Here is a 13,919-nt window from a genome sequence, read left to right as displayed (position 1 = left end):
GCTACTCTCTGGAAAGCGCATCGACCGGATCGAGGCGCGAAGCATTGCGGGCTGGCAGGAAACCAAAGACGAGACCGACTAGAAGCGCGACCAGACACGCTGCGAGGATGGCGTCGATAGAGATGACCATAGGGAATTCGCTGCCTGGACCGCCGAAGGCGGTAGCGGCGCCGAGCGCCAGTCCAACGCCGAGGAGGGAGCCGGCAATGCAGATGGTGACGGCTTCGATCAGGAACTGAAGCATGATGTCCAGGCGGCGCGCGCCGACCGCCATGCGCAGGCCGATCTCGTGGGTACGCTCGGTGACGGAAACCAACATGATGTTCATGACGCCGATGCCGCCGACGATCAGCGAAATGACTGCGACTGAAGAGATCAGCAGCGTCATCGTCCGCGACGTCTTCTCCAAGGTGCGACGCAACTGGTCGCTGTTGAAGACGAAAAAGTCCTGCGTGCCATGACGGCGGGTCATCAGGCCGACGATCGCGCGCTCCGCGACAATCGTGTTAACATTGTCAGTAATGCGAACGGTCAGCCCGGCGAGGCTGGTCGCCGGACCCAGTAGCCTGCCCGTTAGTGCGGTATAGGGAAGATATATTTGCAGGCTTTTACCCGATGTGCCTGAACGGCGGACCACCGTGCCGATGATGACCACCGGAAGCCGGTCAATCATGATGATCTTGCCGAGCGAAGATTCGCCGCCTGGGAAAAGCGTGGAAGCAGCCCGGTCATCGATCACCGCCTCCTGACGACGCTCGGCGATGCTGTCGGCCGAGAAGCCGGTTCCCCGAACGATATTGAGGCCGTTCACCCGGAAATAGTACTGACCGACACCGTCGACGTTGGCGGTGATGGACGTGCGGCCGAACCGAATACGCTCGTTCGTCGACACCAGCGGCGTAACGCTGTCGACATAGTTTTGCGCTGACAAAGCCTCAGCGTCGGAAACGACCAGCGTCGTGATGCTGTCGGCGCGCTCGTCGTCCCAGCCACGTCCGGGATAAATGGAGAGCGTGCTGGCACCGAGGTCGCTGATCTCGGCGAGGACCTTCTGGCGCGTCCCTTCACCCAGGCCGACGACGGCGACAACTGCAGCGATGCCGATGATGATGCCAAGCATGGTGAGGAATGTGCGGACCCGATGCGCCGCCATTGAGCTCAACGCCATTGGAAAGGCTTCGGCAAACCGCCATTGGAAACCTGCCAGCGCGCTAGCTGGCGTACGGTTCACAAAGGAGGGCGATGCAGCCGTGGCTGCAGGTTCGCGGCAAAGCCGATCAGACAGGACAAGACCGTCACGGATTTCTATGATGCGGTCGGCGTGGGCAGCGACTTCCATATCGTGAGTGACGATAATGACGGTATGACCGTCTCTGTGAAGCTCCTTGAGGATTTCAAGCACGGTTTCGCCGCTCTTACTGTCGAGCGCGCCGGTCGGCTCATCGGCGAGGATGATGCGACCTCCGTTCATAAGCGCGCGAGCGATGGACACGCGCTGCTGTTGGCCGCCGGAAAGCTGGTTGGAACGGTGGTCAATGCGTTCGCCGAGCCCGAGCCGGTCCAGCAGTGCTCTTGCCCGCTCGCGCCGGGAGGTGGCATCAAGGCCGGCATAAACGGCGGGCATCGCCACATTGTCAGCCGCGTTGAGCGCACCTAACAGATGGTAACGTTGGAAGATAAACCCGAAATGCTCTCTTCGCAGCGCCGCTAGTTCGTCGGCGCTCAGTCCGGCGATGCTGCGCCCTCCGACACGGTAATCGCCGACAGTCGGCTGATCGAGACAGCCGAGGATATTCATGAGCGTCGACTTGCCCGAGCCGCTTGCGCCGACAATCGCAACGAGTTCGCCGCGGTCGATATGAAGATTGATCTCCGCCAGCGCGGTGATCGTCTCTTCGCCCGTCTGAAACAGTCGTGAGACGTTCTCTATTTCCAATAGTACGGTCACATCATCTCCATGGCGTTGGGGTCCGATGCTTGACCATCGGCGGGAATGACGACCTCCTCGCCGACCTCCAGACCATCGATCACTTGCGCCTTGATCCGGTCAGTCAATCCTATTGTGACGAGGCGCTCTGAGAGTTCGCCCGAAGCAGAGCGGACACCGACACGATAGCGACCGTTCTGGTCGCGCTCGGTCAATGCGGGCCATGGCACAAGCGGCACGCCTTCGGCACGCCCCGCCACGATGGTCACCACAGCGGTCATCATCGGCCGCAGCCGACCATCGGGATTCGGAGTCGTGAATGTTCCGTTGTAATAGACAGCCCGAGCCGTCGCCTGTCCTCCGGTTGTGCCCGCAGTCGTCGAATCCGTAGCGATTGATGCCGATGCCGGCTCGATCTGCTCCAGCCTGCCGGCAGTCGGGACTCGGGCATCACCCAAGATCGTGAAGCGAACTTCCTGACCGGGCTTTACACGGGTGATATCGGCTTCCGATATCTGTACCTTAACCCGCATGACGTTGAGCTGGGCCAACACGACGACCGTCGGCACGGCTAGGTTGGAGTTCAGTGTCTGTCCGGCCTTGGTCACCACAGCAACCACGACGCCATCCATCGGTGCGAGAACCTTTGTGTAGCCGAGGTTGGCTTTCGCGTTCTCGACCTCGACTGTGGCCTGGGCGAATTGCGCTTCCAACGCCTCGACCTCTGCCTCTAGCGTCCTAAACGCCGCCTCCGCCGTCTCAACTTCGGCGGTTGAAACCGCCCTCTGGCGGGCCAAGCTGTTCTGTCTGCTGTATGCTTGCTCCGCCTGCCGGAGCTGGATGGTGCGTGCCTTATACTGCGCCTTGACATTGGCGAGAGCTGCCTCGGCTATACGAAGAGCGTAGGCCTGTGCGGTGGGGTCGATCTCGGCAATCAGGTCCCCGGCCTTGATGTTCTGACCGAGTTCGACATGCAGCACCTTCAACTGGCCAGAGACCTGCGCGCCGACACTGACGATCCGGGCGGGTTCGAGCACGCCGTTGGCAAGAACCGTTTCTTCGATTGTTCCGCGCAGGACAGACTCGGTGAACGCAGATGCCCGCGGCTTTTCTTCGAGAACGCCGCGCGCCGACGCAATTGCGATCAGCGCCACTATGACTATGCCTCCGATGGTCAGAGATCGGCCAATGTTACCCGACAGTTTCATTCTTGTTGTCGCCAACTGCAGTTTATTTACGAGAAAAGGCGGCCGTCAGTCGAACGGGCTCAGCTCTGCCCACGAGACTACTGGCCACGATTAATATCCGCCGCGCCGGGGAGATGATTGGCGGCGGGTAGGTGGTTCGCCCGCTTTGAAAAGGGATGGCGAACAAAAAGGTGTTGATGCAGGCGATTGAGAAAACCCCCGCGAATATGATTGCTCCCCTCGAGGACTTTCCACACACCAATGAAAGTTGAGCGCAGGTTGCATGGAGATTGCGTGGACGCGAGCTTCCGCCTCGACTTGGCATCCATTCATCATTGGAATGGGCAGCCTTGATGTCCGCCCCATCCAATAGTTGTTTCCGCATCGCTGACGAAAACTGAAAGAACATGGTGACGGACGTCATCATTGCCGCACGGACAATACGGCAGGCCCACGGAAGCAATCGGTGAACGGCCGCGGCGGCACCGCCGGCAAGCTCCAACGCCGCGCCTCCCGCGAACACGCCGTTCTGCATCTGCTGCCCCAGCCAAGCCATGACCTGATCAATCATGGTTTGGCCCTCCCGCTACGGGGGGCGCATATACAAAGAACCCTTCGCCGCAGGCCATCCGGCCTCCAACGGAAGGATTGAGATCGAATTTGAGAATCAGGTTGTCGCTTGCCGCGAGGCTCTATCCGATGCGCCGGTCGGCGTCAAGGATTCTCCGATGCAGCTAAGAGCCTGACCCGAAACTCCGATTTGGGCGGGGAAGTGGTTGGGTGGCCCCGCCCGTTGTGATTCATCACCGACACCGAGGGCCACTTGGTTGGGTTGACGGTCCATACGGCCGACATCCAGGACCGGGATGGGGCGGTCGGCGTCATCGCCTCCATTCGACAGCTTTACCCGTGGTTGCACCATCTGTTCGCCGACGGCGGCTACGCCAGTGAAAAACTGACGAACGCTCTGGCCGATCTCGGCACGTGGACCCTCGAAATCATCAAGCGCTCCGACACTGCCAAAGGCTTCGAGGTCCTGCCTCGGCAATGGGTCGTCGAGCGGACTTTCTCCTGGCTCGGGCGCTGTCGTCGCCTCACCAAGGACTTCGAGGCGACCATTGCCAGCGCCGAGGCGTGGATCTTTATCGCATCGATCCGCCTCATGCTGCGCCGGATGGGAACTCCGCGTCATGCGTGATCCGAGTTTTGAGTCAGGCTCTAAGAAACCCCAGGAAACTGTGCGTTTTTAGGGGTTTCGTTCTTACTTGGATTCCCGTCTAGCCAAGCGTTCCTTTCCGTCTGCGATTTTTGATCTAGCCTTTGCAGCAACGGCCTCCGCGGTCAGCCCGAAGTGCCGGAAGAGTTCGGGGCCGGGAGCCGAGGCTCCAAAGTCGCCCAGCGCGATGACGTCCGTTTCGTCGTCGACATAGCGGGTCCAACCGAACGGGCTGGCCGCCTCGATGGCAATGCGCGGTCCGTCGCCGAGGACGGCCCGGCGGTCGGTCTCGGGTTGCTCCTGGAACAGTTCCCAGCACGGCATGGAGACGACCGCCGCCCCGATCCCATCCCGGTCCAGCCGGGTCCGGGCGTCCAGGGCGATCTCCACCTCCGAGCCGGTCGCCAGGATGGTGATGTCGCGTCGCCCCCCTTTGGCCTCGGCCAGAACATAGGCCCCCCGCTTAGACAAAGTGCCTCCCGTCTCGCTTGTACGAACCGTCCGCAACGACTGGCGCGACAGCACCAGAACTGTCGGCCGCCACGGCTCATTGAGTGCCTCTTCCCAGCATTCCACCGTCTCCACCGCATCGGCCGGCCGCATGACCCTCAGGCCAGGCATGGCCCGCAGCGACGCGAGATGCTCGATCGGCTGATGGGTCGGGCCGTCCTCTCCCTGACCAATGGAATCGTGCGTCATGACATAGACGACGGGCAGTCGCATCAACGCCGAAAGGCGGATCGCCGGCCGGGCATAGTCGGCGAAGCAAAGGAATGTCCCGCCAAACGGCAGGAATCCGCCATGGAGCGCCAGGCCATTCATGATCGCCGCCATGGCGTGCTCGCGAATGCCGAAATGGATGTAGGTGCCCGCATAGTCATCGGCGCCGATGGGGTTCGCGGCGCGGGGCTTCGTCAGGTTGGATCCCGTCAGGTCGGCCGAACCGCCCACCAGTTTCATCGAGGCGGCGGACAGCGCCTCGATGGCCATTTGGCTGGCCTTGCGCGTCGCCAGGGCCGGTTTCTCCCGAATCAGCATGGCCTTGAGTTCCGACAGGGCCGCCATGGCGTCGCCATCGAAGCCCTCGGTCATCACCCGGCGCCAGTCCCGGGCCTTCGAGGCGTCCGCCGCCGCGAGGCGGGCTTCCCAGGCCGTTCTCCGTTCCGCCCCCTTGTGGCCGACCCGTTTCCAGAAGGCGGCGACATCCGGCGGAATCTCGAACGCCTCGTAGGGCCAGGCGAAGAAATTGCGAGCCTGGGCGATCCCCTCGGCCCCGACCGGCGAACCATGGATGGCGGACGTCCCCGCCTTGTTGCCGGCGCCGAACCCGATCTGCGTTCGGCAGGCGATCAGGGACGGACGATCGGATTGCCGGGCCCGCTCGATGGCCGCCGCGATCGCCTCGGGATCGCCGCCGTCGACGGAATCCACGTTCCATTGGCTGGCCTCGAAGCGCTTCGACGTGTCGTCGGAGGTTGCCAAACGGGTCGAGCCGTCGATCGTGATTCCGTTGTCGTCCCAGAGAACGATGAGCCTGTTGAGCTTCCAGTGACCGGCGAGCGAAATCGCTTCCTGGCTGATGCCTTCCATGAGACAGCCGTCACCCGCGATGACGTAGGTGTGGTGATCACAGAGCTCATGCCCGAAGCGGGCCCGCAGATTGGCCTCGGCGAGGGCCATGCCGACGGCCGTCGCCAGCCCTTGCCCGAGCGGGCCGGTCGTGGTTTCGATGCCGGCGGCGAGCCCGTACTCGGGATGTCCGGCAGCCCGGCTGCCGAGCTGGCGGAACCTCTTCAACTCCTCGATCGGGAAATCGGCGTAGCCGGTCAGGTGGAGGAGGCTGTAGAGGAGCATAGAGCCGTGTCCCGCCGACAGGACGAAGCGGTCGCGGTCCGGCCAATTCGGCATCCGGGGATCGAACTTCAGGAACCGGCTAAACAGCCCCGCCGCGGCATCGGCCATGCCGAGCGGCATCCCCGGGTGGCCGGACCCTGCCTTCTCGATCGCATCGACGGCCAGGAATCGAATCGCGCTGGCCATACGACGGAGTTGTTTCCGGCTTTCCTCGGGACGGGTGAGCGGACGGGTCATCTCGACTTCCTCCTGTGAAGCGGGTTTCGCGGACGAGCCGCACCTCGTCGCGGCCTTCTCTCGGAGGGTTCGGCGCGGCCAGGGTGGGACTAGGGGAGGGGGTGATTTAGCGAGCGGCGAGTTTCCCGTGCACCATGGCGCGCAAGGTGCGCGTATCCTTGGCGAACGAGCGGATGCCTTCCGCTAGTTTCTCCGTTGCCATGGCATTTTCGTTGAGCTGCCAACGGAAGTGCGGCTCGTCGAGGGCAAGGCGCCGGAGCGAGGTGTCGATGTCGCCCGGCTCGAGGCGGCGGGGGACGGCGCCCTCGGTTGTCCTCAGTTGCTCCAGCAGTGTCGGGTTGATCGTCAGGCGGTCGCACCCGGCGAGCGCGGTGACCTGCTCGGTCGACCGGAAGGAGGCGCCCATCACCACCGTTTTGTATCCGAACGTCTTGAAGTATTTGTAGATTTCCCGAACCGAACCGACACCCGGATCGTCATCCGGTCCCGAGATCGCCGTGCCCTGCACCTTATACCAATCGGTGATGCGGCCGACGAAGGGCGAGATCAGAAAAACGCCGGCCTCGGCGCAGAGGGCGGCCTGGACGAGGCTGAAGATGAGGGTGAGGTTGCACTTGATGCCATGCTTTTTTAGTTCCGCCGCGGCTTTCACGCCTTCCCAGGTGGCGGCGATCTTGATCAAGACGCGCGATGTATCGACGCCCGCCTCGCCGAAAAGGTCGATGATGCGCAGGGCCCTGCTCACGGTCGCGCCGGCGTCGAACGACAGGCGCGCGTCCACTTCCGTAGAGACATAGCCGGGGACAAGCTTGAGGAGTTCGGTGCCGAAATTGACCGCCAAGCGGTCGATCGCCAGATCGATCCGCTGTTCGGCGTCCGTCCTTTTGCCCGTGGCATAAGCGATCGCATCCTCGACCAGCGCGGCATAGTTCGACATGCTGGCGGCCTTGAGGATGAGGCTCGGGTTGGTGGTGCTGTCCTGGGCGCCGAAGGCCTTGATCGAGGCGATGTCGCCGCTATCGGCGACGATAACGGAATGGCGCGACAGGTCCGCGAGTTTGCTGGTCATGGCTTGATCTTCCCTTCCCTACCGTTTGCAACGGACGATGCTCACAAGGTCATCGTTACGGACGAACGAAACGCATCGACCTCTTCCCAGGTCGGGCATCCGAGTCGTCCTCCAAATTGGGTGCATTTCAGCGAGGCGGCACAGCAGGCGAAGGAGGCGCTCGCCTCAAGGCTCCAGCCTTCCAGCAGCGCCCGCGCGAAGGCCCCGTGAAAGACGTCGCCGGCCGAGAGGGTGTCGACGACGCTGACCGACGGGGCCGGGACGTGGCGGATGGCCCCATCTTCCATCCACATGTAGCCCTGGCGCCCGCAGCTTGCCCCGACGTGTCCTTGGTGTTCGGCCGCAACAGCCTTGAGAGCGGCCTCTACGTCGGCTATCCCCGAATAGACGGCGAGGCCGGCATCCGAAAAGACAGCATAGTCGGCAAGGGGAACGAGGCGGTGCAGGATGTCCGGCGCGGCGACATCCCCGTCGATCATGCTGGGAATGCCCATTCGCCGGGCCGCCGTCAGCGCGACCTCCGCCCCCTCGGGCCAGCGGACATCGCAATGCACCAGCCCGGCGCCGGCGAACTCGGACACGGGAAGCCATCCGGCGGAGCGGTCCGTCGTCTGATCGTGAAACGGAACCACCAGGCGGTCCCCGTGCCCGTCGACGATGACTGCGACCTGCGATGTGCTCGAGCCGGGGGCCAGATGCAATCCGTCCGCGTTGACCCCCTCGGACGAGATGATCCCGGCCATGCGATGCCCCTGCTCGTCGTCGCCGATCACCCCGTATATTCTGGCACTGCCGCCGAGCTTGACGAAGGCGAACGCCGCGGAAAGCGCCATGCCATCGACGACCTGAAGCAGCTCGCTGGCCACGATTTTGGCCGGCGCGGGCTTGATCTGCTCGACCCGATAAATGGCCGTCGCGCAGATGGCGCCAACGGCGATCATCTGCTTGCCGCGCCCGACGAGTTCTCCACCGAAGTCAGGCATCGGAGTCCAAACCGATCTTGGAGACTTGTCTGGCCAGCGCGGTGATCGACGGCCAGTCGTGGGCCTCGATCAACGACGCCGAGGCCACCCAGGAACAGCCGACCGTCCGGCAGTTCGGTAACTTCATGTATTCCGCGATGTCCTCCTTCTTGATGCCGCCGGTCGGACAGAACGTCACCGCCGAAAACACGGGCGCCATTATTTTCAACCAAGCGGTCCCCGCCGCGCCGAACGCCGGGAAGAACTTGAGCTCGGTGAATCCCAGAGCCATCGCCTGCATGATTTCCGAAGCCGAGGAAACCCCTGGCAGGAACGGCAGGCCGTGCTCGTTGACGGCCTCGCCCAGTTCCCGCGTCAAGCCGGGCGAAACGCCGAAACGAGCCCCGGCGGCGATGGCGCGCTCGACGTCCTTCCTATCGAGAAGGGTTCCGGCGCCGACGAACGCCTCGGGAACCGCCTTGCGGATCTGTTCGACGGCCGCCAGCGCCGCCGGTGTCCGGAGCAGGACCTCGAAGACATGGAGACCGCCATCCATCAAGGCCTCGGCCAGGTTCACGGCGACGGATGCGTCGCGGATCGTCACGATCGGTATGACGCGAACACGGCTCAGCAGATCGATCATCCGCAGTTTCGCCTTCGACATGAGAAAACTCCTGTTGCTGGGGCTCGGCCTCGAGCTTGGCCGGGGATCCATGCGCCATGATTTCGGTGACGAATCACGCCACCGATGATCGGAAAATCCGCTTCCGTAGTCGGCTACGGCGCCCCGCGGCTGGCGGGGTCGACGCTGGCCGAAAGTTCGTCAGGGGCCGGCGTGCCGCAGATTTCGCGAAAAAAATGAAGGCAAGGAATCCGGAGGCGGTCCGATGCGAGGCTGACGCTCCCTAATGGCTGTGACGCGCCTCGCCACGGGTCTCCAAGACGTTGAGGTAGAGAACGGCCGGTTCCAGGCATCCACCGGTTGCAAGCTGTCCGACCATGCCGCGGTAGATCTCCTGCCATGGCGTCCGGTTCACGAGTTCAACCGGATGGGCCTCTTCCCGACGCGCCTCGAGTTCCTTGTCGTCAAGCAGGACGTCGACGCGGCCGGCACCAAGATCGACTCGCACCACGTCGCCGGTGCGCAGCAGGCCGATGGTGCCGCCCACCGCGGCCTCGGGCGAAACATTGAGGATGGAGGGGCTGCCCGAAGTGCCGCTCTGGCGGCCGTCCCCCATCGTCGGCAGGATCTGGACGCCCTTTTGCAGCAAGGCGTCCGGCGGCTGCATGTTGACCACCTCGGCGCTTCCCGGGTAGCCGACGGGGCCGCAGTTGCGGATGACCAACATGCAATTTTCGTCGATGTCGAGCGCGGGATCATTGATCCGGGCGTGATAGTCCTCGGGCCCCTCGAAGAGGACGACACGACAATCGAAGCGGTTCGGATGGGCAGGATCGCTGAGGAACTTCTTGCGGAAATCGGCATCGATGACCGACATCTTGACGACAGCGCTCTCGAAGATATTGCCGTGCAGCACGACATAGCCGGCCGCCTTCTTCAACGGATTCGAATAGCTGCGGATCACCTCGCGATCCGTTTCCTGGGCGAAGGCCTCCAGGTCTTCGCGCAACGTCTTGCCGGTGACCGTGCGGGCCTCGCCGTTGAGGCGGCCGGCCCCCAGCAGCTCCTTCATGACGGCGGGCACGCCGCCGGCGCGGTAGAAGGCTTCGCCGAGGTAGCGGCCGGCCGGCTGGCAATCCACCAGAAGCGGCACGTCCGGCCCAAGACGCTGCCAGTCGTCCAGGCTGTGTTCGACCCCCATATGGCGGGCAATGGCGATCATGTGGATCGGACAGTTGGACGACCCGCCCAGCGCGGCGGCAGCGGCGACGGCGTTCTCGAAGGCCGGCTTGGTCATGATGTCCGACGGACGCAGATTTTCGCGCACGAGCCCGACGGCGCGCTTGCCGGTCTCGTAGGCCATCCAGGAGCGTTCACGGTAGGGGGCCGGGATGGCGGCGCAGCTCGGCAGCGACATGCCGAGGGCTTCGGCGAGGCAGTTCATCGACAGTGCCGTGCCCATGGTGTTGCAGTGACCGATAGACGGCGCGGACGCCGAAACCAGATCCATGAACTGGTCGTAATCGATCTTGCCGGCCGCGTGAAGCTTGCGGGCATTCCAGACGGCGACGCCGGATCCGGCGAGCCGGCCGTTCCACCACCCGTCGAGCATGGGGCCGCCCGACAGGACGATCGCCGGAATATTGACCGTCGCGGCCGCCATCAGGCATGCGGGCGTCGTCTTGTCGCATCCCGTCGTCAGCACCACCCCGTCGAGTGGATAGCCGTACAGCACCTCGACCAGGCTGAGATAGGCAAGATTCCGGTCGAGAGCTGCCGTCGGGCGCTTGCCAGTCTCCTGGAGGGGATGCACGGGAAACTCAAGCGGTATGCCTCCGGCATCGCGGATTCCCTCGCGGACCCGTGTGGCCAATTCGATGTGATGGCGGTTGCACGGGGTCAGGTCGTTTCCCGTCTGGGCGATCCCGATGATCGGCCGGTCGGACTGGAATTCCTCGCGGGTAATCCCGTAGTTCAGGTACCTTTCAAGGTAGATGGCCGTCATTCCCGGATCGTTTGGATCATTGAACCAACGGCGGCTTCTAAGTTCTTGAGACATCTTTATTCTCTCTTTTCGAAGAACAAAACCACTGTTCGTGGAATAGCCTCGATATGCGTGTTGATGTATGGTAATTTTTATTGATGAAAATCACTTCATACTACGCATCCTCAAATAGAAACGCCGATACCCCGATGGGTCAACGCGGGTCTTTGAGCCAAAATTCTATTGCAACGAAAACGACGAACGGCTAGGTCCGGAGTTCAGACATGGCGGTCACCAAAAAGGGGTTCCCGCGACCTCGTGCGAGCGACTATATGGAAACAGTTTCCAGTTTTCAATGCCCTTCTCTTCGGAATCGGAGACATCGCGATGGCCAACTTTAGCGTCTCCTCAATGGAGCGCGGTTTGGCGCTCCTCGAGCTTCTCGTCGCCCATACGGACGGCCTTCAGATTAGCGAGATTTCCCAAAGCCTGGCCATTCCGCTGGGGGCGACCCATCGGCTTCTGCAAACGCTGATCGCGACGGAGTACGTCAAGCAGGACCCGGCAAGCGGCCGCTATATGCCGACGTTAAAGCTCGGGACTCTCGGGCTGCGCCTGATGGCGGACATCAACATCGTCGATATTGCCCAACCGATTCTCGATGATCTGGCGCGCGTCACCGGCGAGCTGGTGCGTCTCGCCGTCGTCGAATTCGACGAGATGAGCTGGATCGCCAAGGCCCAGGGATCGACCTCGTCGATTCGCTGCGATTTCATCAGCGGCCGCCATGTTCCGATCCAGACCACGGCGATGGGGAAGGCCTGGCTGGCGCACCTCCCGGAGAACGAGGCGCGCGCGCGGCTCGAGCGGAAGGGATTGGACTGCGAACTCGTCGGGCCGAATGCGGGGAAGACGATCGATGACGTTCTGGAACGGGTTCGCGTCGCCCGCGAAGCGGGGTTCGCCCTCAACGAAGAGGAATCGGAACTGGGGCTCAATGCCGTTGCCATCATTCTCAAGGATTTGAAGGATCCCGGCAGGGTCGTCGGAGCCGTTTCGGTCGCAGGGCCGGCCTTTCGACTCGGGAGGGAGCGGCTGATATCCTTTGTCCCCGCCCTCAGGGAGGCGGTCGCGAAGCTCGAGCGGACCTGGGTGCCGGGTATCGCCAAAATCACGGGCCTGCCGTAAGCGTGACCGCGATCCGTATACGACGGCGTTACGCCGCTGGGTTCGGCCTTGGAAACCTTCGTCTTGCCCGAGAGCCAGGCCGGCTTTCCGCGAATCTCCCCGCTTGTCCCTTTTGGCCCTGAACGCGATGCCGGAGCGGCGGCGCGCCTTCCCCGTCATGGCTGCGTCAGTCGGTTTCCCTTCCGGATTTCATGAAATCAGATGCGTTCGCGTCCCATCCCTCTACGGCCCGTCACACCTCGGACGAAGCCTATCCTCGGACCGTCCCCTCACGCCGGCCATGCCGATTAAGTGAAACAAATCCTTGTCAAGGCGTGATGCGGTGGTATATAGCTTTACAAAATATGGAAATTGTTTCCAATTAAAGTGGAGACATAAGAAAACCATTTGAAGACGTCATGTCTTGAGCCGACACTGGAGCATACCTAGAGGCGTACACAGTAAAATGTCGCTCGCAACGGAATCTTGGCATGACTATCGCGTGTCTAATGCTAGTCGCAATACTTCTGATTGTTGTGCAAGACGGGCAGATCTAATCTGCTTGCGTGTATGGTATTGTGTGTCTTGGGAGGTTTTTATGTCGTCTAGATTGTATGGATTGATGTCCGCCCTCACCGTCGCGGTGCTGGTGTCGAGCGGGGTTCATGCGGAAATCGTTGCCAAACTCGGGCACGGTATGCCGGCCAGCCACCCTCAGGCCGTGGCAATGGAAAAATTCGCCGAACTCGTGGGTCAGTACACGAATGGCAGCGTGAAGGTGAACGTCTTCCACGGGGCCATGCTGGGAAGCGACGAAAAGCAGATGCAGGCCACGCAATCGGGCATCCAGGAATTCTACATGGGTATCCTGAGCCCGCTGTCGACCCGCGTCAAAGAGATCCAGGTCTGGGACCTTCCCTTTATGTTTTCGAACACGGAGGAAGTCACCCGGATCATGAACGGGCGCATCGGACAGGCCATTTTTGACAAGATCGAGCCGGCCGGGCTCGTCGGTCTCTCATGGACTGGCATCGGATTCCGTGATCTGTCCAACAGTGTCCGCCCGGTCATCAAGGCGGACGACATCAAGGGCCTGAAGATCCGCGTCATGTCCAATCCGATCGCCCTTGAGACGTGGAAGGCGCTCGGCGCCAATGCCACCCCGATGGCCTATTCGGAGGTTTTCACCGCGCTCGAGATCAAGGCCATCGACGGGCAGGAGAATCCTCTCGTCCACATGTACGCCAACAAGATGCAGGAAGTTCAGAAGTACATCTCGTTGACGAACCACGTCTATACCAGCGCAGCGCTGGCGGCTTCCCAGCGCTTCTGGGCAAAACTCGGCGATGTCGACAAGCAGGGGATCGAGAAGGCGGCCAAGGAAGCGGCCGTGTACCAGCGGCAGTTGCTCGAAAAGGCGGACAAGGACGTGATCGAGAAGTTCCGCCAGGAGGGGATCGAGGTCGACGAGATCGCCCCCGAGGAACTCGCCAAGATCCGCGAGCGGACCAAGCCGGTCGTCGATAAGTTCGCGCCCGACATCGGCAAGTCTTTCATTGAAGAACTCAATGTGGAACTCGCCAAGATCCGCAAAGGCGCCAACTGAAGGCCAGCGTGCCCGATAAAGTGCTGAAGAGAGTCGGCCGGCTTCGGCCGACTCTCATGGCATTGACTTCTTCTTTCGCGACGATGTG

At 62.2% G+C, this 13,919-nt stretch carries 10 protein-coding genes and 1 pseudogene; 3 read left to right on the top strand and 8 right to left on the bottom strand.

Annotation, left to right across the window (positions count from 1 at the left end):
- Position 1: 1 nt before the first annotated feature.
- From ODR01_RS19915 to ODR01_RS19905, 3 genes are all read right to left on the bottom strand, one after another.
- Positions 2-1,948: a MacB family efflux pump subunit gene (locus ODR01_RS19915; RefSeq protein ID WP_316979453.1), complete on the bottom strand. Its 1,947-nt coding sequence runs from the start codon at positions 1,946-1,948 to the stop codon at positions 2-4.
- The gene (locus ODR01_RS19910) at positions 1,945-3,081 is read right to left on the bottom strand and encodes an efflux RND transporter periplasmic adaptor subunit (RefSeq protein WP_316979452.1); all 1,137 of its coding nucleotides are present in this window, start codon (positions 3,079-3,081) and stop codon (positions 1,945-1,947) included. Before ODR01_RS19910 ends, ODR01_RS19915 begins: the two co-directional genes overlap by 4 nt.
- Positions 3,082-3,157: 76 nt before the next feature.
- The gene (locus tag ODR01_RS19905; RefSeq protein ID WP_316979451.1) at positions 3,158-3,685 is read right to left on the bottom strand and encodes a hypothetical protein; all 528 of its coding nucleotides are present in this window, start codon (positions 3,683-3,685) and stop codon (positions 3,158-3,160) included.
- Between the two features lie 231 nt (positions 3,686-3,916).
- Between ODR01_RS19905 and ODR01_RS19900 the strand changes: the two are divergent.
- Positions 3,917-4,312 (top strand): annotated as a pseudogene (locus tag ODR01_RS19900) (transposase); the annotation flags it as partial.
- A 63-nt stretch (positions 4,313-4,375) separates the two neighbouring features.
- Here the strand turns inward: ODR01_RS19900 and tkt are convergent.
- From tkt to ODR01_RS19875, 5 genes are all read right to left on the bottom strand, one after another.
- A complete protein-coding gene (gene tkt / locus ODR01_RS19895) occupies positions 4,376-6,421 on the bottom strand; it encodes a transketolase (RefSeq protein ID WP_316979450.1) in 2,046 nt (681 codons plus the stop codon).
- Positions 6,422-6,527: 106 nt separating this feature from the next.
- Complete coding sequence (gene tal / locus ODR01_RS19890) at positions 6,528-7,490, bottom strand: transaldolase (protein ID WP_316979449.1); 963 nt, start codon at positions 7,488-7,490, stop codon at positions 6,528-6,530.
- 41 nt (positions 7,491-7,531) lie between these two features.
- Positions 7,532-8,473: a PfkB family carbohydrate kinase gene (locus ODR01_RS19885; protein ID WP_316979448.1), complete on the bottom strand. Its 942-nt coding sequence runs from the start codon at positions 8,471-8,473 to the stop codon at positions 7,532-7,534.
- Positions 8,466-9,116 carry a bifunctional 4-hydroxy-2-oxoglutarate aldolase/2-dehydro-3-deoxy-phosphogluconate aldolase gene (locus tag ODR01_RS19880; RefSeq protein WP_316979447.1) on the bottom strand — a complete coding sequence of 217 codons (651 nt, stop codon included), beginning with the start codon at positions 9,114-9,116 and terminating at the stop codon, positions 8,466-8,468. The genes ODR01_RS19885 and ODR01_RS19880 overlap by 8 nt, the downstream gene beginning before the upstream one ends.
- A 241-nt stretch (positions 9,117-9,357) precedes the next feature.
- Positions 9,358-11,133 (bottom strand): IlvD/Edd family dehydratase, encoded by a 1,776-nt coding sequence (locus tag ODR01_RS19875; RefSeq protein WP_316979446.1) that lies wholly within the window; start codon positions 11,131-11,133, stop codon positions 9,358-9,360.
- Positions 11,134-11,445: 312 nt separating this feature from the next.
- Here ODR01_RS19875 and ODR01_RS19870 point away from each other — a divergent pair, with 312 nt between their 5' ends.
- Positions 11,446-12,246, top strand: a complete 801-nt coding sequence (locus tag ODR01_RS19870; RefSeq protein ID WP_316979445.1) for an IclR family transcriptional regulator — start codon at positions 11,446-11,448, stop codon at positions 12,244-12,246.
- A 601-nt stretch (positions 12,247-12,847) separates the two neighbouring features.
- Complete coding sequence (locus ODR01_RS19865; protein ID WP_316979444.1) at positions 12,848-13,831, top strand: TRAP transporter substrate-binding protein; 984 nt, start codon at positions 12,848-12,850, stop codon at positions 13,829-13,831.
- The last annotated feature ends 88 nt before the right edge of the window (positions 13,832-13,919 follow it).

It is taken from the genome of Shumkonia mesophila (genome assembly GCF_026163695.1).
In the GTDB taxonomy this organism is placed as follows: Bacteria; Pseudomonadota; Alphaproteobacteria; order Rhodospirillales; family Shumkoniaceae; genus Shumkonia; species Shumkonia mesophila.
This window is presented reverse-complemented; position numbering and strand designations above follow the sequence as displayed.